Source organism: Streptomyces colonosanans, from assembly GCF_001866645.1.
GTDB lineage: Bacteria > Actinomycetota > Actinomycetes > Streptomycetales > Streptomycetaceae > Streptomyces > Streptomyces colonosanans.
This window is the reverse complement of sequence record NZ_MLYP01000053.1, coordinates 35,030-53,408: the sequence shown is the minus strand read 5'-3', so window position 1 is coordinate 53,408 and position 18,379 is coordinate 35,030. Positions and strand designations below refer to the sequence as shown.

General features: G+C 68.8%; 13 protein-coding genes and 1 tRNA gene. 7 read left to right on the top strand and 7 right to left on the bottom strand.

What is annotated here, in order from left to right:
* Positions 1 to 92: 92 nt before the first annotated feature.
* The 4 genes from BIV24_RS20625 to BIV24_RS20610 are packed head-to-tail and all read left to right on the top strand — an operon-like array spanning position 93 to position 4,391.
* Positions 93 to 1,022, top strand: a complete 930-nt coding sequence (locus BIV24_RS20625) for a branched-chain amino acid ABC transporter permease (protein ID WP_071367855.1) — start codon at positions 93 to 95, stop codon at positions 1,020 to 1,022.
* A gap of 5 nt (positions 1,023 to 1,027) precedes the next feature.
* Positions 1,028 to 2,803, top strand: a complete 1,776-nt coding sequence (locus tag BIV24_RS20620) for a branched-chain amino acid ABC transporter permease (protein WP_071367920.1) — start codon at positions 1,028 to 1,030, stop codon at positions 2,801 to 2,803.
* Positions 2,804 to 2,808: 5 nt separating this feature from the next.
* On the top strand, positions 2,809 to 3,678 hold the full coding sequence (locus BIV24_RS20615; RefSeq protein WP_071367854.1) for an ABC transporter ATP-binding protein: 870 nt from the start codon (positions 2,809 to 2,811) through the stop codon (positions 3,676 to 3,678).
* Entirely contained in the window at positions 3,675 to 4,391 is a 717-nt protein-coding gene (locus BIV24_RS20610) for an ABC transporter ATP-binding protein (RefSeq protein WP_071367853.1), read from the top strand. Before BIV24_RS20615 ends, BIV24_RS20610 begins: the two co-directional genes overlap by 4 nt.
* Positions 4,392 to 4,477: 86 nt before the next feature.
* Here the strand turns inward: BIV24_RS20610 and BIV24_RS20605 are convergent, their stop codons facing one another.
* Positions 4,478 to 5,131 carry an ANTAR domain-containing response regulator gene (locus BIV24_RS20605; RefSeq protein ID WP_071367852.1) on the bottom strand — a complete coding sequence of 218 codons (654 nt, stop codon included), beginning with the start codon at positions 5,129 to 5,131 and terminating at the stop codon, positions 4,478 to 4,480.
* 104 nt (positions 5,132 to 5,235) lie between these two features.
* On the opposite strand from BIV24_RS20605, the gene BIV24_RS20600 reads away from it, so the two are divergent.
* Positions 5,236 to 5,308, top strand: a tRNA-Leu gene (locus BIV24_RS20600).
* Positions 5,309 to 5,467: 159 nt separating this feature from the next.
* Here the strand turns inward: BIV24_RS20600 and pyk are convergent.
* Positions 5,468 to 6,904, bottom strand: coding sequence for a pyruvate kinase (gene pyk, locus BIV24_RS20595; RefSeq protein WP_071367851.1), 1,437 nt, complete (start codon positions 6,902 to 6,904; stop codon positions 5,468 to 5,470).
* 369 nt (positions 6,905 to 7,273) lie between these two features.
* Here pyk and BIV24_RS20590 point away from each other — a divergent pair, with 369 nt between their 5' ends.
* Positions 7,274 to 9,079, top strand: coding sequence for a bifunctional metallophosphatase/5'-nucleotidase (locus BIV24_RS20590; RefSeq protein WP_071367850.1), 1,806 nt, complete (start codon positions 7,274 to 7,276; stop codon positions 9,077 to 9,079).
* 131 nt (positions 9,080 to 9,210) lie between these two features.
* Here the strand turns inward: BIV24_RS20590 and BIV24_RS20585 are convergent, their stop codons facing one another.
* The 4 genes from BIV24_RS20585 to BIV24_RS20570 form a co-directional block, all read right to left on the bottom strand.
* Positions 9,211 to 10,611 (bottom strand): lysine N(6)-hydroxylase/L-ornithine N(5)-oxygenase family protein, encoded by a 1,401-nt coding sequence (locus BIV24_RS20585; RefSeq protein WP_071367849.1) that lies wholly within the window; start codon positions 10,609 to 10,611, stop codon positions 9,211 to 9,213.
* Positions 10,608 to 11,966, bottom strand: coding sequence for a pyridoxal phosphate-dependent decarboxylase family protein (locus BIV24_RS20580; RefSeq protein ID WP_071367848.1), 1,359 nt, complete (start codon positions 11,964 to 11,966; stop codon positions 10,608 to 10,610). The genes BIV24_RS20585 and BIV24_RS20580 overlap by 4 nt, the downstream gene beginning before the upstream one ends.
* A gap of 193 nt (positions 11,967 to 12,159) precedes the next feature.
* Positions 12,160 to 14,652, bottom strand: a complete 2,493-nt coding sequence (pepN, locus tag BIV24_RS20575; RefSeq protein ID WP_071367847.1) for an aminopeptidase N — start codon at positions 14,650 to 14,652, stop codon at positions 12,160 to 12,162.
* A gap of 219 nt (positions 14,653 to 14,871) precedes the next feature.
* The gene (locus BIV24_RS20570; protein WP_071367846.1) at positions 14,872 to 15,222 is read right to left on the bottom strand and encodes a chorismate mutase; all 351 of its coding nucleotides are present in this window, start codon (positions 15,220 to 15,222) and stop codon (positions 14,872 to 14,874) included.
* A gap of 412 nt (positions 15,223 to 15,634) precedes the next feature.
* Here BIV24_RS20570 and BIV24_RS20565 point away from each other — a divergent pair, with 412 nt between their 5' ends.
* Positions 15,635 to 16,531 (top strand): hypothetical protein, encoded by an 897-nt coding sequence (locus tag BIV24_RS20565; protein WP_071367845.1) that lies wholly within the window; start codon positions 15,635 to 15,637, stop codon positions 16,529 to 16,531.
* A gap of 3 nt (positions 16,532 to 16,534) precedes the next feature.
* Here BIV24_RS20565 and qcrB read toward each other — a convergent pair whose 3' ends face one another.
* Positions 16,535 to 18,190 (bottom strand): cytochrome bc1 complex cytochrome b subunit, encoded by a 1,656-nt coding sequence (gene qcrB / locus BIV24_RS20560; protein ID WP_071367844.1) that lies wholly within the window; start codon positions 18,188 to 18,190, stop codon positions 16,535 to 16,537.
* Between the last annotated feature and the right edge of the window lie 189 nt (positions 18,191 to 18,379).

Sequence of the window (18,379 nt, the reverse complement as noted above, 5' to 3'; positions counted from 1 at the left end):
CCACCGCAACACCCAGGGCCGCGCGGCGCAGACCACCGTCACCGCGCGGCCCGCCTTCTACCCCGACTCTCCCACCACATGGAGGCCATGCGGTGAACACCCTGCCGCAGCAGCTGGCCAACGGGCTGTTCCTCGGCTCGATGTACGGGCTGATCGCCATCGGCTACACGATGGTGTACGGCATCGTCCAGCTCATCAACTTCGCCCACGGCGAGATCTTCATGACCGGAGGCTTCGGTGCCCTCTCGGTCTACCTCGCCCTGCCAGACGGCATATCCATGTGGATAGCCCTACCTGCGATGCTCCTCGGCGGCGCACTCGTCTCCGTGCTCATCGCCGTCGGCGCAGAACGCTTCGCCTACCGCCCCCTGCGCGGAGCACCACGCCTCGCCCCCCTCATCACCGCCATCGGCCTCTCCCTCGCGCTCCAGCAGGCCGTCTTCAACTGGTACCCCGACGCCAAGGCCGCCCGAGTCTTCCCCCAGCTCCCCTTCGGGCCCTACCACCTCGGCTCCGTCAACATCCAGAGCGGCGACGTCTTCCTCATCGTCGCCGCCCCCCTCTGTATGGCCGCCCTCGCCTTCTTCGTCCGGCTCTCCCGCACCGGTCGCGCCATGCAGGCCACCGCCCAGGACCCGGGCACCGCGCAGCTGATGGGCATCGACACCAACCGCATCATCGTCATCGCCTTCGCCATCGGCGGCTTCTTCGCCGCCGTCGCCGGCGTCGCCTACGGCGTCAAATACGGCTCCGTCGAATACAGCATGGGCTTCATCGCCGGCCTCAAGGCCTTCACCGCGGCCGTCCTCGGCGGCATCGGCAACATCTACGGCGCCATGCTCGGCGGCCTCGTCCTCGGCCTCGCCGAAGCTTTGGCCACCGCCTACATCGCCGACATCCCCGGCATGGAGCAGTTCGGCGGACAGGGCTGGGCCGCGGTATGGGCCTTCGTCCTCCTCATCCTCGTACTCCTCTTCAGGCCACAAGGCCTGCTCGGCGAACGCGTCGCGGACAGGGCGTGACCACCATGACCAACACCACCGGCACCACGACCGCGCCCGAGCACGGGCCCGTCCCGCTCCCCCCGGCCGTCGCCCACACCCTCGTCACCGCCGGCGCGATCGGGACCATCGCCAGCGCCTTCATGAGCTGGACCTGGACCCCCGACTTCCCCGGCGACCTCACCATCTACGGCTACCCGGCAGGACTCCAGATCCTCGCCATCGTCGCCGGCGCCCTCACCCTCCTGTACTCCCTCACCCTGTGGAACGTACGAGGACTGCACCGGCTCAACCCCGCGGGCGCCACCACCCCCGTCCTCCTGACGGCCCTCTCCGCCTTCGCCGTCTGCTGGTACACCGCCATCGCGATCGCCGTCGACCTCGGCGGCCTGGTCAACCTCGACCCCGGCGCCTACGTGGCGGTCATCGCCTCCGCACTCCCCGTCATCGGCGCCCTCGCACTGCCCCATCCCGACCCCGGCACCGGCATCCGCGGCTACCTCACCAAGCCCGACCAGCCTCGCCCCGGCAAGCTGCCCGCCCTCGCCGAACGCGCCGTCATCACCGTCGGCACCGCCCTCGCCCTCGTCGTCTTCACCTACGGCATCGGCATCAACGACGACGAGAGCGAAACCTTCATCGGCTACCTCCTCGTCGCCGTCTTCACCGCCTGGGCCCTCGTCCACGCCGGACTCCTCGACCGCTACGCGGCCATCAGCGCCCGGCACAAGGGTTTCTCCGCCACCCTCGCCTTCGTCGCCGTCGCCGTCTTCCCCTTCACCCAGTCCGAAGACCACAACGCCAACCTCGGCGTCAGCATCCTCGTCTTCGCGACCGTCGCCCTCGGCCTGAACATCGTCGTCGGCCTCACCGGACTCCTCGACCTCGGATACGTCGCCTTCCTCGGCGTCGGCGCCTACGCCGCCGCCCTCGTCTCCGGCTCCGAGTTCTCCCGGTTCTCCGGCGTCCAGTTCCCCTTCTGGGCCGCCGCCCTCACCGGCATGGCCGCCTCCCTCGTCTTCGGCGTCCTCATCGGCGCACCCACCCTGCGCCTGCGCGGCGACTACCTCGCCATCGTCACCCTCGGCTTCGGAGAGATCTTCCGTATCGCCGTCAACAACCTCGACGGCGTCTCCGGCCCCAACCTCACCAACGGGCCCAACGGAATCTCCCGCATCCCCGACCTCGAAGTCTTCGGATTCGACCTCGGCGAAGCCCACGACCTCGGCTCCTTCACCCTCGGCCGATTCGCCAACTACCTCTTCCTGATGCTCATCTTCACGGCCATCGTCGTCCTCGTCTTCACCCGCGCCGCCGACTCCCGCATCGGCCGCTCCTGGATCGCCATCCGCGAGGACGAGACCGCCGCCACCGCCATGGGCATCAACGGATTCCGCGTCAAGCTCATCGCCTTCGCCCTCGGTGCCGCCCTCGCCGGACTCGCCGGCACCGTCATGGCCCACGTCAACTACAGCGTCAACCCGCAGCCCTACCAGTTCGCCGGCGCCGCCCCGCCCAACTCCGCCTTCCTCCTCGCCGCCGTCGTCCTCGGCGGCATGGGCACCGTCAGCGGCCCCCTGCTCGGCGCCAGCCTGCTCTACCTCATCCCCGAAAAGCTCCAGTTCCTCAAGAACTACGAGCTGTTCGCCTTCGGTATCGCACTCGTCCTGCTGATGCGCTTCAGGCCGGAAGGCATCATCGCCAACCGCCGCCACCAGCTCGAGTTCCACGAGAACGGCCCCGACGAACCAGAACAAGGAACACTCCCCGACGAACCGGCCGTCACCAAGGCGGGGGCCTGACCACCATGACCACACCCGTACTCGAAGCCCGCGCCGTCACCATGCGCTTCGGCGGCCTCACCGCCGTGCGCTCCGTCGACTTCACCGTCAACAGCGGCGAAATCGTCGGCCTCATCGGCCCCAACGGCGCCGGCAAGACCACCTTCTTCAACTGCCTCACCGGCCTGTACGTCCCCACGGAAGGCACGGTCTCCTACCAAGGCACCGTCCTTCCCCCGAAGCCACACCTGGTGACCAAGGCGGGCATCGCCCGCACCTTCCAGAACATCCGGCTCTTCGCCAACATGACCGTCCTGGAAAACGTGCTCGTCGGACGCCACACCCGCACCAAGGAAGGCCTCTGGTCGGCCCTCCTGCGCGGCCCCGGCTTCAAGAAGGCCGAGAAGGAGTCCGAAGCGCGGGCCATGGAGCTGCTCTCCTTCGTCGGCCTCGCCCACAAACGCGACCACCTCGCACGCAACCTGCCCTACGGCGAACAGCGCAAGCTGGAGATCGCACGAGCACTGGCCAGCGAACCAGGACTACTCCTGCTCGACGAGCCCACGGCCGGCATGAACCCCCAAGAGACACGGGCCACCGAAGAACTCGTCTTCGCCATCCGTGACAAGGGCATCGCCGTCCTCGTCATCGAGCACGACATACGCTTCATCTTCAACCTCTGCGACCGCGTCGCCGTCCTCGTCCAGGGCGAGAAGCTCGTCGAAGGCACCCCCGACATCGTCCAGGCCGACGAACGCGTCATCGCCGCCTATCTCGGCACCCCCTTCGAAGGCGAACCCGGAGAAGAGGAAGCCGCCGAGGTCGCAGCCGCGGAAGCCGCCGCCGACGCACCCGCAGACAGCACCACCGGCAGCACCAAGGGAGAAACCCAGTGACCGCACTACTCGAGGTCGAAGACCTCAGGGTCGCCTACGGCAAGATCGAAGCCGTCAAAGGCATCTCCTTCAGCGTCGACGCCGGCCAGGTCGTCACCCTCATCGGCACCAACGGCGCCGGCAAGACAACCACCCTGCGCACCCTGTCCGGCCTGCTCAAGCCGACCGCCGGCAAGATCACCTTCGACGGCAAACCACTCACCGGCGTCCCCGCCCACAAGATCGTCGCCCTCGGACTCGCCCACTCCCCCGAAGGCCGGCACATCTTCCCCCGTCTGAGCATCGCGGAGAACCTCCAGCTCGGCGCCTTCCTCCGCAAGGACAAGGAAGGCATCGAAAAGGACATCCAGCGGGCCTACGACCTCTTCCCCATCCTCGGTGAACGCCGCAAGCAGGCCGCGGGCACCCTCTCCGGCGGCGAACAGCAGATGCTCGCCATGGGACGCGCCCTCATGTCCCGGCCGAAACTCCTCATGCTCGACGAACCCTCCATGGGCCTCTCACCGATCATGATGCAGAAGATCATGTCCACGATCGCCGAGCTGAAGTCCCAGGGCACGACCATCCTGCTCGTCGAACAGAACGCCCAGGCGGCACTGTCCCTCGCCGACCAGGGCCACGTCATGGAAATCGGCAACATCGTCCTGTCCGGCACAGGACAGGACCTGCTCCATGACGAGTCCGTCCGCAAGGCCTACCTCGGCGAAGACTGAGCGCCACCCCTACCAGGCGTACACGAGAGGCCCGCACCCGGGACAACGGGTGCGGGCCTCTCCAGTGCACGCTGTACCGCGGGACGTCAGCCCTTCGCGGCCTTCTTCTCCTCGCCGTCCTGGATGACGGCCTCGGCGACCTGTTGCATGGACATGCGCCGATCCATCGAGGTCTTCTGAATCCACCGGAAAGCGGCGGGCTCGGTCAGCCCGTACTCGGTCTGCAGAACGGACTTCGCCCGGTCGACCAGCTTGCGGGTCTCCAGCCGCTGCGCGAGGTCCGCGACCTCCTTCTCCAGCGTCTTCAACTCGGTGAACCGGGAGACGGCCATCTCGATCGCCGGTACGACATCGCTCTTGCTGAACGGCTTCACCAGATACGCCATCGCACCCGCGTCCCGCGCCCGCTCCACGAGATCACGCTGCGAGAAGGCGGTCAGCATCAGCACCGGGGCGATGCGCTCCTCGGCGATCTTCTCGGCGGCCGAGATGCCGTCGAGCTTCGGCATCTTCACATCGAGGATGACGAGGTCGGGCTTGTGCTCACGGGCCAGCTCGACGGCCCGCTCACCATCGCCGGCCTCACCGACGACGTGGTAGCCCTCTTCCTCGAGCATCTCCTTGAGGTCGAGGCGGATGAGCGCCTCGTCCTCGGCGATGACGACACGGGTCGTCAGCGGAGGCACGTGCGACGTGTCGTCGTCGGCGGCGACAGGCTGGGGCGACTCGGGGGCGGTCACGGGGGCTCCTCGTTCAGTGCAGGCAGGTTACTGCTCCCAGAAGCGTACCTAGCTGCGGTAGGGTGGAGCACGGCGGGCGACCGCCAACCTTCGTATTAGAGGAAGCCCCGGTAGCCCAGCGGTAGAGGCCCGGTGCTCAAACCACCGACAGCGTGGGTTCGAATCCCACCCGGGGCACTTCACCTTTGATTCCAAGGTCAGGCGTAGCGGAGGTTCACGTTCTCGTGAACCTCCGCTTTTTGCTGCACGCGGTCACCTCCAGTCGCACAAAGTGGCCACATGTACGACATCGGCACTCGCGAACGAGCCCTGGCGCTGGCCGCGCGTACGCGCCATCTACCGCGGGCTGTCGTCCTCGCCGATGTGGTGTACCCGCACCATGTTCGTCGCCCCCGAGACCCCGGGCGGGGAACCCGCCGTGATCACCACGATGTCGCCCTTCTCGCAGCGGCCGTACTTCAGCAGCAGTTCGTCGACCTGGCCCACCATCGCATCCGTGGAGTCGACGTGCGGGCCCAGGAACGTCTCCACGCCCCAGCTGAGGTTGAGCTGGGAGCGCGTGGCCGGGGTGGGGGTGAAGGCGAGGAGCGGGATCGGGGAACGGTAGCGGGAGAGGCGGCGGGCGGTGTCGCCGGACTGGGTGAAGGCGACGAGGAACCTGGCGCCGAGGAAGTCGCCGATCTCCGCTGCCGCGCGGGCTACGGCGCCGCCCTGGGTGCGGGGCTTGTTGCGGTCGGTCAGGGGCGGGAGGCCCTTGGCGAGGATGTCCTCCTCCGCCGCTTCGACGATGCGTGCCATCGTCCTGACCGTCTCCACGGGGTACTTGCCGACGCTGGTCTCGCCGGACAGCATCACCGCGTCCGCGCCGTCGATCACGGCGTTCGCCACGTCCGAGGCCTCGGCCCTGGTCGGGCGTGAGTTGTCGATCATCGAGTCGAGCATCTGGGTGGCGACGATGACGGGTTTGGCGTTGCGTTTGGCGAGTTTGATCGCGCGCTTCTGGACGATCGGGACCTGTTCCAGGGGCATTTCGACGCCGAGGTCGCCGCGCGCCACCATGATGCCGTCGAACGCGGCCACGATGTCGTCGATGTTCGCGACGGCCTGGGGCTTCTCGATCTTGGCGATGACGGGGAGCCGGCGACCTTCTTCGTCCATGATGCGGTGGACGTCCTTGATGTCTCTGCCGCTGCGGACGAAGGAGAGGGCGATGACGTCGAAGCCGGCGTGCAGGGCCCAGCGGAGGTCGTCCTCGTCCTTCTTGGAGAGGGCGGGGACGGAGAGGGCGACGCCGGGGAGGTTGAGGCCCTTGTTGTCGGAGACCATGCCGCCTTCGACGACGGTGGTGTGGACGCGGGGGCCGTCGACGGAGGTGACTTCGAGGGTGACCTTGCCGTCGTCGATGAGGATGCGTTCGCCGGGAGTGACGTCGGACGCCAGCCCGGGGTAGGTCGTTCCGCAGGTCTGGCGGTCGCCTTCGGCGCCTTCTTCGACGGTGATGGTGAAGGTGTCTCCGCGTTCGAGGAGTACGGGGCCTTCGGTGAAGCGGCCGAGTCGGATCTTCGGGCCCTGCAGGTCGGCGAGGATTCCGACGGTGCGGCCGGTCTCGTCGGAGGCTTCGCGGACGCGCTGGTAGCGCTGCTCGTGGTCGGTGTAGTCGCCGTGGCTGAGGTTGAAGCGGGCGATGTCCATTCCGGCTTCGACCAGTTCCTTGATCTGGCCGTAGGAGTCGGTGGCGGGCCCCAGTGTGCAGACGATCTTCGCTCGGCGCATGGTTCGACCCTAGGCCTTACCGGCCGGTAGGGGGTTGGTGGTGTGTGACTGCTCACCAACTTTTACATGAAACCGTCTTGACAAGCAGCGAGTTGTGCGTTGGGGCGCTCCGATGAGCATCGGAGGGCTACGCGGGCCCCTTGACGTCCGCGGCGACGCGGTGGGGGTGCCGTAGGCGACGGGTGTCGGCTCGGGTGGTGCGCGGGCCGGGGGTCATACGTCCCGCTCTGTCACCGATGGTCCGTCAGTGGTCGCTTTCCGGTCATCAGATCGAAACCTGTGAGGGCTGTTGCGATGGGTCACGGCGGGCCACAATCTACGCGCGTCATTGGCGCCCGTCATTGACCGTTCCCTCGAGGAGTTAGAGACATGCCGTTGAACCGCCGGAAGTTCCTCACAAGTTCCGCTGCAACCGGAGCGGGGGTGGCGTTGACCGGTGCCGTGGCGGCTCCGGCGGCGCAGGCCGCGCCGGCCGCGCCGGCGCAGAAGGGTCCCAAGCGGTACTCGCTGACCGTGATGGGCACCACCGATCTCCATGGGCACGTCTTCAACTGGGACTACTTCAAGGACGCGACGTACAACGACACGGCGGGCAACGCGCAGGGCCTGTCGCGGATTTCGACGCTGGTGAACCAGGTGCGCGAGGAGAAGGGCCGGGACCACACCCTTCTGGTGGACGCGGGCGACACGATTCAGGGCACACCGCTGGCGTACTACTACGCGAAAGTCGACCCGATCACGGCCAAGGGCGGGCCGGTGCATCCGATGGCGCGCGCGATGAACGCGATCGGGTACGACGCGGTGGCGCTCGGGAACCACGAGTTCAACTACGGCATCGAGACGCTGCGGAAGTTCGAGTCGCAGTGCGACTTCCCGCTGCTGGGCGCGAACGCGCTGGACGCGAAGACGCTGAAGCCGGCCTTCGCGCCGTACGTCATCAAGACGTTCCACGCACCGGGCGGGGCGCCGGTGAAGGTTGCGGTGCTGGGTCTGACCAACCCGGGCATCGCGATCTGGGACAAGGCTTATGTGCAAGGGAAGTTGACGTTCCCGGGTCTGGAGGAGCAGGCGGCGAAGTGGGTGCCGAAGCTCAGGTCCATGGGTGCGGACGTGGTCATCGTGTCGGCGCACTCGGGTTCCGACGGCACGTCGTCGTACGGTGACCAGGTTCCGTATGTGGAGAACGCGGCCGCGAACGTGGCCCGGCAGGTGCCGGGTATCGATGCGATTCTGGTCGGTCACGCGCATGCGGAGATTCCGGAGCTGAGGGTCACCAATGAGCAGACGGGGAAGACGGTCGTCCTGTCGGAACCGCTGTGCTACGCGGAGCGGCTGACGCTCTTCGACATCGAGCTGGTCTTCGAGAAGGGCCGGTGGCAGGTGGAGTCGGTGGCGGCTTCGCTGCGCAATTCCAACACGGTTCCTGACGACCCGGAGATCACCAAGTTGCTGTCGGAGCAGCACGCGGCGGTGGTGAAGTACGTCAACCAGGTCGTCGGCAAGGCCACCGAGACCCTGACGACGGTGGACGCGCGCTACAAGGACGCCTCGATCATCGACCTGATCAACAAGGTGCAGGAGGACGTGGTCAAGGCGGCGATGGCGGGTGGCGCGTATGCGTCGCTGCCGGTGATCTCGCAGGCGTCGCCGTTCTCTCGCACGTCTCAGATCCCGGCGGGCGATGTGACGATCCGGGATCTGTCGAGTCTGTATGTGTACGACAACACGCTGGTCGCGAAGCTGATGACGGGTGCGCAGGTCCGTGCGTACCTGGAGTACTCGGCGGGGTACTTCGTGCAGACGGCCGCCGATGCGGTGGTGGACGTGGACAAGCTGACCAACGCGAACAACCGTCCTGACTACAACTATGACTATGTGTCGGGCCTGCGGTACGACATCGACATCGCTCAGCCGGCGGGTTCGCGTATCAAGAACCTGACGTTCAATGGTGCCGCGCTGGATGACGCGCAGGAGTTCGTGTTCGCGGTGAACAACTACCGTGCCAATGGCGGTGGTGCCTTCCCGTATGTGGCGTCGGCAAAGGAACTGTGGTCGGAGTCGACGGAGATCCGGACCCGGATCGCGGAGTGGGTGACCGCGAAGGGGGTCCTGGATCCGAAGGACTTCGCTTCGGTGGACTGGAAGCTCACGCGGAACGGTGCGCCGGTGTTCTAGTAGCCCGGGGTCATGTCGACGGCGTCGACGATGGCTGGTGCGCCGCTGTGGTCGGTGTGCAGCTGTCGTCGGCGTCGTGTTGTGTGCGGATCCGGCCGCACCGGGCCGGATCCGTGGCGGGGACGGATTTCTCACGCCTGGTCGACGAGGGCTTCGGCCATGTGGTCGGGTGCGGTCTGCCCGTGCGGGTGGAGTCCGAAGGTGGTGAAGGCTGTTCGCCGGGGCAGGGGGTAGGGCTCCTTGCCGGTGAGGGAGTTGAGGATGGTGGCGCTGCGCCAGGCGGCGAGGCCGAGGTCGGGGGCGCCGATGCCGTGGGTGTGGAGTTCGGCGTTCTGGACGTAGACGGACCCGGTGATGGAGGGGTCCAGGACCAGGCGGAACTGGTCGTCGATGCTGAGGCGTCGGCTGCGGTCGCGCTGGAGGTACGGGTCGAGTCCGGCGAGGATGCGGCCGAGGGGGCGTTCGCGGTAGCCGGTGGCGAGGACGACGGCGTTGGTGGTGTGGCGGGAGCGGGTGCCCTGCTGGGTGTGTTCCAGCTGGAGTTCGACGGTGCCGGTGGCGATGTGGTCGGCGGTGCGGACGTGGACGCCGGGGGTGAGGACGGTGTCGGGCCAGCCGCCGTGAAGGGTGCGCTGGTAGAGCTCGTCGTGGATGGCGGCGATGGTGTCGGCGCCGATGCCCTTGTGGAGCTGCCATTGGGCGGAGACGAGGCGGTCGCGTGCGGGTTCGGCGAGGCCGTGGAAGTAGCGGGTGTAGTCGGGGGTGAAGTGCTCCAGGCCGAGCTTGGAGTACTCCATGGGGGCGAAGGCTTCGGTGCGGGCGAGCCAGTGGATCTTCTCGTGGCCCGTGGGGCGGTGGCGGAGCAGATCGAGGAAGACCTCGGCGCCGGACTGGCCGGCGCCGATGACGGTGATGTGTTCGGCGGCCAGGAGGGTGTCGCGGCGTCCGAGGTAGTCCGCGGCGTGCAGGACGGGGACGTCGGGGGCGTCGACGAGGGGCTGTAGTGGTTCGGGCACATGGGGTTCGGTGCCGATGCCAAGGACGATGTTGCGTGCGTGGGCGCGGCCGAGGGACGTGACTGTGCCGTCGATGTCGAGGTGGGTGAAGTCGATGTCGAAGGCGTCGCGCGCGGCGTTCCAGCGGATGGCGTCGATCTGGTGGCCGAAGTGGAGTCCGGGGAGGTTGCCGGCGACCCAGCGGCAGTAGGCGTCGTATTCGGCGCGTTGGATGTGGAAGCGCTCTGCGAAGTAGAAGGGGAAGAGGCGTTCGCGGGTCTTGAGGTAGTTGAGGAAGGTCCAGCGGCTGGTGGGGTCCGCGAGGGTCACCAGGTCGGCGAGGAAGGGCACTTGGAGGGTGGCACCGTCGATGAGGAGGCCGGGGTGCCAGTCGAAGCGGGGGCGCTGCTCGTAGAAGGCGGCGTCGAGGTGGGTGAGGGGCTGGGCGAGGGCGGCGAGGGAGAGGTTGAACGGGCCGATGCCGATGCCGACGAGGTCGCGGGGTGCATCGGGTTCGTGCTGTGGGGGGATGGTCATCGGGGGGTGCTTCCTTCTACCAGTTTCAGGAGTGCGGCCAGGTCGCCGGGCCGGGTGTGAGGGTTGAGGAGGGTGGCCTTGAGCCAGAGGCGGCCGTCCGTCCGGGCGCGGCCGAGGACGGCGCGGCCGTCGCGCAGGAGGGTGCGACGGATCGCGGCGACGGTGTCGTCGGGGGCGTTGGCGGGCCGGAACAGGACGGTGCTGATGGTGGGGGGCGCGTGGAGTTCGAGGGCGGGGTGTGCCCGGATGAGGTCGGCGAGCTCGTGTGCGTGGGCGCAGACCTGGTCGACGAGGGTGCCGAGTCCGGTGCGGCCGAGGGTTTTGAGGGTGACGGCGATCTTGAGGATGTCGGGGCGTCTGGTGGTGCGCAGGGAGCGTCCGAGGAGGTCGGGGATGCCGGCTGCGGTGTCGTCGTCGGCGCTGAGGTAGTCGGCGCGGTGGTGGAGGGCTTGCAGGTCGCGAGGGTCGCGGAGGGTGAGGAGGCCGGCGGCGACGGGCTGCCAGCCGAGTTTGTGCAGGTCGAGGGTGACGGTGTGGGCGCGGCCCAGGCCGGTGAGTTTGGAGCGGTGGCGGTCGCTGAAGAGGAGTCCGCCTCCGTAGGCGGCGTCGATGTGGAGGCGGGCGCCGTGGGTGGCGCAGACGTCGGCGATGGCGGGCAGGGGGTCGATGAGTCCGGCGTCGGTGGTGCCGGCGGTGGCGGCGACGAGGACGGGTCCGCGCAGGGAGCTGAGGGCTTCGTCGAGGGCCGCGGGGTCGAGGGTGCCGTTCGGGGCGGGAACGACGACGGGTTCGGGCAGGCCGAGGAGCCAGGCGGCGCGGGTCAGGGAGTGATGGGAGGCGGATGAGCAGACGAGTCGGACGGTGCCGAGGGCCTCGCGGGCGAAGAGGAGGGCCAACTGGTTGGATTCGCTGCCGCCGGTGGTGACGAGGGCGTCGGCCGCGCCGGCCTGCCGGGCGAGGGCCTGGGTGACGAGGGTCTCCAGTTCGGAGGCGGCGGGGGCCTGGTCCCAGGAGTCGAGGGAGGGGTTGAGGGCTGAGGCGGCGAGGTCCGCGGCGGTGGCGACGGCGAGGGGCGGGCAGTGCAGGTGGGCGGCGCACAGCGGGTCGGCGGGGTCGGCGGCGCCTTCGGCGAGGGCGCGGACGAGGGCTCGTACGGCGTCCGGGTCGCCCTCTTGCGGCAGTACGTCGCCGACGGCGGAGCGCAGTCGCGCGGCGACCGTGTCAGGTCCGCCTGCGGGCAGTGGTCCGCCGCGTTCGCGTGCGCCCTCCGCCAGGGCGTCGAGGACCGTTGTGAGCAACGGCCTTAGTGCGTCGGGTCCTTCGGGTCCTGAGGCGAGGGGCGGCAGCAGGCTCATGGGCTTGGTCCTTTGAGACGCGCGACGGGGGAACCAAGCCTGCATGGCGGGGAGTTCGGCCGCCAGATGAGGGCGACGATCCGACCCGAATGGAGGTACTGCCGCGCGGGGGGCGGGTGTCCGCGCCAAGGTGTGGGATACGCGCCGCCGGCCGGGCGCCCGGTGTGGGGCCGGTGCCCGGCCGGCTGGGGTACTACGCCTCGCGGATACGCAACGCCCGTGCCATGTCGTCGAGTTCGTCGACGAGCCTGCGGTGCAGGGCGGGGATGAGGTCCGCCTCGCGCAGGCACTGTTCGCCGCGGCGGACGGTGTCCGCGTGGACGGCGTAGCGGGGGAAGGCCCAACGGCCCGCTTCGGCGGCGATGGCGGGGCCGCGGCGGGCGGCGAGGGCGGGTGCGTCGGTCCAGAAGCGGTCGACGTATTCCTCGGTCAGTTCGGCCTGTTCGGGCTGCCAGAAGCCCTGTGCGGTGGCGGTGAACAGGTAGTTGGAGAGGTCGTCGGTGGTGAACATCGCCTCCCAGGCGCGCCGCTTGGCCTCGGGGTCGGGGAGGGCGGCGCGGCAGCGGGCGGCGCCTTCCTGACCGGTGGCGCTGGGGTCGCGGTCGAGTTCTTCGGCGATCGCCGTCTCGTCGACGGCGCCGAGGACGGCGAGGCGGCCGAGGATGCGCCAGCGCAGTTCGGGGTCGAGTTCGGGCCCGCCGGGGATGGTGCCGTCGGCGAACCAGGCGGCGATGGTGTCGGGGTGGGCGGCGGCGTCGATGAGGCGGCGTACGGCGATCAGGCGCAGTCCGGGGTGGGTGCCGTCCTCGGTGCGGCGGATGAGGTCGCGGCACACGGCGGTGAGGGTGGAGAGTGCGGCGGGCCGCTGGTCGGGGGCGAGGTAGCGGTCGGCGACGTGGGTGGAGGCGAAGGCGAGGACGCCTTCGACGAGGGCGAGGTCGGTTTCGTGGGGCAGGTGGGTGCGGACGGTCTCCAGGTAGGCGGTGGCGGGGAGGCGGCCGTCGCGGACGACGTCGCGCAGGGCGTTCCACACGACAGCCCGGGTGAGGGGGTCGGGCAGTCCGGACAGGGCGTGGCGGACGGTTTCGAAAGAGTCGGGGTCGAAGCGGACCTTGGCGTAGGTGAGGTCCTGGTCGTTGAGGACGAGCAGGGCGGGGCGCTTGCCGAGGGGGTGCGGTGTGGTCTGCGGGATGTCGAGGTCGAGGCGTTCGCGCAGGGTGAGGTCGCCGTTGTCGGGGAGGTGGTGGTCGTAGAGGCCGACGGCGATGCGGTGGGGGCGGCTGCCGTCGTGCTCGACGGTGAGGGTGCAGGTGCCATCGGCGGCCTGGGTGAGGTGGGGGGTGAGGGTGTCGACGCCGGTGGTGCGCAGCCAAGTGTCGGCCCAGGCGTGTACGTCGCGTTCGGTGGCGCCGGCGAGGGAGTCGATGAAGTCGGCGAGGGTGGCGTTGCCGAAGCGGTGGCGGGTGAAATGGGTGTTGATGCCGGCGAGGAAGTCCTTCTCGCCGAGCCAGGCCACCAGTTGGCGTAGTGCGGAGGCGCCCTTGGCGTAGGAGATGCCGTCGAAGTTGAGGAGTGCGGAGGCGGTGTCGTCGACTGCTTCGGGGGCGACGGGGTGGGTGGAGGGGCGCTGGTCGGCGTCGTATCCCCAGGTCTTGCGGGCGACGGCGAAGTCGGTCCAGGTGTCGGTGAAGCGGGTGGCTTCGGTGAGGGTCTGGTAGCCCATGTACTCGGCGAAGGACTCGTTCAGCCAGATGTCGTCCCACCAGCGCAGGGTGACGAGGTCGCCGAACCACATGTGGGCCATCTCGTGGGCGATGACCATGGCGCGGGTCTGGCGCTCGGTGTCGGTGACGGCGGAGCGGTAGACGAACTCGTCGCGGAAGGTGACGAGTCCGGGGTTCTCCATGGCGCCGGCGTTGAATTCGGGGACGAACGCCTGGTCGTAGGAGTCGAAGGGGTAGGGCTCCTCGAACTTCTCGTGGTAGCGGTCGTAGCACTGGCGGGTGATCTCGAAGATTTCTTCCGCGTCGGCGTCGAGGTGGGGGGCGAGGGAGCGGCGGCAGTGGATGCCGAAGGGGAGGCCGCGGTGTTCGGTGCGCACGGAGTGCCAGGGGCCGGCGGCGACGGCGACCAGGTAGGTGGAGATGGGCGGGGTGGTGGCGGCGTGCCAGGTGCCGTCGCCCTGGTGGGTGGTGATGCCGTTGGCGAGGACGCTCCAGCCGTCGGGTGCCGTGACGGTCAGGTCGAAGACGGCTTTGAGGTCGGGCTGGTCGAAGGCGGCGAAGACGCGTTGGACGTCTTCCATGAACAGCTGGGTGTAGACGTATGTTTCGCCGTCGGTGGGGTCGGTGAAGCGGTGCATGCCCTCACCGGTGCGCGAGTAGCGCATCGTTGCGTCGATGCGCAGTTCGTGTTCGCCCGTGGCGAGGCCCTTGAGGGGCAGCCGGTTCTCTTCGAGGGTCTCGGGGTCGAGCGGCTCGCCGTCGAGGGTGGCGGAGCGCAGCTCGGCGGGCTTGAGCTCGACGAAGGTGTCCGTGGCCTCGTGGTCCCCGCGTACGGTGAAGCGGATGACGGTACGGGAGTCGAAGGTCTCGTCGCCGTGGGTCAGGTCGAGGCCGATCTCGTAGTGCTGGACGTCGAGGAGCCGGGCACGGGTCTGCGCTTCGTCGCGCGTCAGTACGGACATGGGGACATGCTGCCTGATGCCGGTGACGGTGCACAGGGGCGGTCCGGTACACGGCCTGCGCGTTCCTTGTGCCGGAGCGCATCGGTGTTCGGAGGGCGTTTGCGCGGTGCCTGGAGGTGTGCCTCCGGGTGCGGCCGGGCGAGCCCGGCGTCGGGTGCCCGGCGGGTCGCCGGTTGTCGGTTGCCGTGGGCGGCGGTGGGGCCGACGGGTCGCCGGTTGTCAGTGCCCGTCGGCGGTGGTGGGGCCGGTGGTGTCCTCGGCGATGCGCTCGTGGTGGCGGATGACCTCGGCGATGATGAAGTTGAGGAGTTTTTCCGCGAACGCAGGGTCGAGCTTGGCGCTCTCGGCGAGCCGGCGCAGCCGGGCGATCTGGGCGGCTTCGCGGGCCGGGTCGGCGGGCGGCAGCTGGTGTGCGGCCTTGAGGTGGCCGACCTGCTGGGTGCACTTGAAGCGTTCGGCGAGCATGTGGACGAGTGCGGCGTCGATGTTGTCGATGCTGTCGCGCAGCCGGGCGAGTTCGGCGCGGACGGCCGGGTCGACGTCCGGGGTGGCGGTGTGGCGGGCGGTCATGGGCGACCAGCCTAGTGCTGTGGCCGGAAAGGTCTGCCGGAAAGCTCGCGGCGTCCGGTGCTGGGGGAGCATCGCAAGGCGGAGTATCACCCGCGTACTCCGGATGTACTCGGGTGATGCGACAACGCGGCGGTGGGGGCCCCTCCCGCGCTGGGGGTCCCCCCGCTCGAGCGGAGCCGAGAGTGGGGGAGAAGCCGAGCGTGGGGGGAGCCGCGCCGGGCGTCGCGAGCCGGTGAACCCTTCCGGTCACAGCACTGGGGGCGTGCGGGTTCTCGATCGTCTTTGTCCGCAGTGCGGATCGTCGATGCGTGGTGCTCGGGTGTCCGTGGCGGTCCTGTGCCCGTGCGCCCTGCCGCGGGGGACGAGCACGCCTACAGTGGAATGCAGTGCTGGCGTCTTTGGGGGTGCGGACGTGGCGAACGGCGGACCGGTAGAGCATGGCTTTCCGCATCTGGACACGGTGCGGGCGGCGATCACCGCGCTGTACAAACGGCTGTCGTACGACACCGTCCAGACCTTCGCGACCAGCGTGGCCCCTGCCGATGTGGCCTTCTGCGACCAGGACGACCTGTATCTGGGGGCGCAGCGTGTGGCGCGCGAGCTGGTGCGGCACTACCGGCTGCCGGATGCCCGGATGATCGTCAGCTTTCGTGAGATGACTTATGCGGCGAATGTCGAACTCGCGGCGGGCCCCGAGTACTTCATCGAGCTGAACGACCGTTTCCGCACCCATCGGCGGGACATCGGCGCGGCTCTCGCGCACGAGGTGATGCACGTCTATCTGCACCGGCTCGGCCTGTCCTTCCCGGGGACGCGTGACAACGAGATCCTCACCGACACGGCGACGACCTATCTGGGCGCGGGCTGGCTGCTTCTGGACGCCTTCCGCGAGGACGGGGTGTCGTCGCAGAAGCTGGGCTATCTCACCCCGGAGGAGTTCGGCTACGTCCTCGCCAAGCGGGCCCTGCTGTTCGGCGAGGACCCTGCGGTCTGGTTCACCAGCCCGCAGGCGTACACGGCGTACACGAAGGGCATGGCGCAGGCCCGCCGCGATGCGCAGCAGCCGCCGCTGACGGCGGCCGGGTGGGCGGGCCGCCGCCACTATGCCAGGGACCGCCGCCACGCCCAGGAGCATTCCGCCCTGGGCCCGCAACCGGGTGTCTCGTACTCCTTCACACCGGCCGGCAGCGGATCGCTGCTGGTCTCCTTCCCGTGCCCGACCTGCCGGCAGCGGATCAGGGTGCCTGTGCGGGGGCGGGTGCGGGCGCGGTGCGGGCTGTGCCGGACGGTGCTGGAGTGCGACACATGACGTTCAGTGGTGGTCGCCGTCGCGGGTGAGGGCGCGGTACTCCTCCGCCGTCGGTTTCGGGATCTGCGCCGAGGGTCCGTACATGGCCTTGGCGAGCCGTGCGCGCAGTCTGCGTCCCGGCCCGACGCGCCGGGTGACGCCGTTGGCGTCGACGAGCGGCCCGATCTCGTACGGCGGGGTCTGCTCGTGCTGGGTGCGGGTGAACAGCTGTGCCTGCGAGAGGGGTTCGTGGACCTCGACGTACTCGCCGTTCGGCAGCCGTTTGATGATGCCGCTCTCCCGCCCGTGCAGCACCGTGTCGTGGTCGCGGCGCTGGAGCCCGAGGCAGATCCGTTTCGTGACGATGAACGCGACCGTCGGTGCGGCGAAGAACGCGATGCGTACGAACCAGGTGATCGCGTTGATGGAGAGATGGAAGCGGGTGGCCCATATGTCGTTGCCGCCGCCCATCAGCAGCACCCCGTACAGGGTGAGCCAGGCCACGCCGAGGGCGGTGCGTACGGGAACGTTGCGCGGCCGGTCCAGGATGTGGTGCTCGCGCCGGTCGCCGGTCAACCATGCCTCGATGAAGGGGTAGACGCCGATGGCCGTCATGATGAGCGGGAACAGCATGAAGGGGATGAAGACGCCCAGTTGCAGGGTGTGGCCCCAGGCGTTGATCTCCCATCCCGGCATCACTCGGATCAGGCCCTCGGAGAAGCCCAGGTACCAGTCGGGCTGGGCGCCGGTGGTGACCAGGTCGGGCCGGTAGGGCCCGAAGGCCCACACGGGATTGATGGTGGCGATCCCGCCGAGGAGCGCCAGCACGCCGAAGACCAGGAAGAAGAACCCGCCGGCCTTGGCCATGTAGACGGGCATGAAGGGCATGCCCACCACGCTCTTCTCGTTCCGTCCCGGGCCGGGGTACTGCGTGTGCTTGTGGTAGAAGACCAGGATCAGGTGGGCGACGACCAGGCCCAGCATGATCCCGGGCAGCAGGAGCACATGGACCGGGAAGAACCGCGAGATGATGTCGTGGCCCGGGAACTCGCCGCCGAAGAGGAAGAACGCGAGGTACGTTCCCACGACCGGCACAGACAGGATGGCGCCCTGCGCGAAGCGGACGCCGGTGCCGGAGAGCAGGTCGTCGGGGAGCGAGTAGCCGGTCAGGCCGGTGATCAGGGCGAGCATCAGCAGGGTCCAGCCGAACAGCCAGTTCACCTCGCGGGGCTTGCGGAAGGCGCCGGTGAAGAAGACCCGCATCATGTGGACGAGCATCCCGGCGACGAAGACGAGGGCCGCCCAGTGGTGGATCTGCCGGATGAGCAGTCCGCCGCGCACATCGAAGCTGATGTGCAGCGTCGACTCGTACGCCCTGGTCATGATGATGCCCTTGAGCGGGCCGTAGGAGCCGTGGTAGACGACCTCGGCGCCGCTCGGCTCGAAGAAGAGCGTGAGGTAGATGCCGGTGAGGATCAGGACGAGGAAGCTGTAGAGGCAGACCTCGCCCAGCATGAAGGACCAGTGGTCCGGAAACACCTTGCGCATCAGGGAGTTGGCGGCGGTGTTCGTCCCGAGCCGCCCGTCGGCCCAGTCGGCGACGCGCTCGCCCGTACCCGCCCGTCGCCGTCGCGAACTCCCGTCCGTCGCCGATCCGTTCACCGTTCGAACGCCGTCCATGCAACGCCTCCCCCATGCTTCACTTCAGGGTGACATGGAGGGCGGCCCGGACCAAGAGGACCGACAGCGGGATCCGGCCGCTCTTGCGGACCACATGCGACGGCGCCTGCCCGGTCGTCCGGTCGGGGACTGGTGGGCAGGCGCCGTCTGTGGGAAGCCCGTCCGGGGAGATCCCCGGACGGCCAGCCC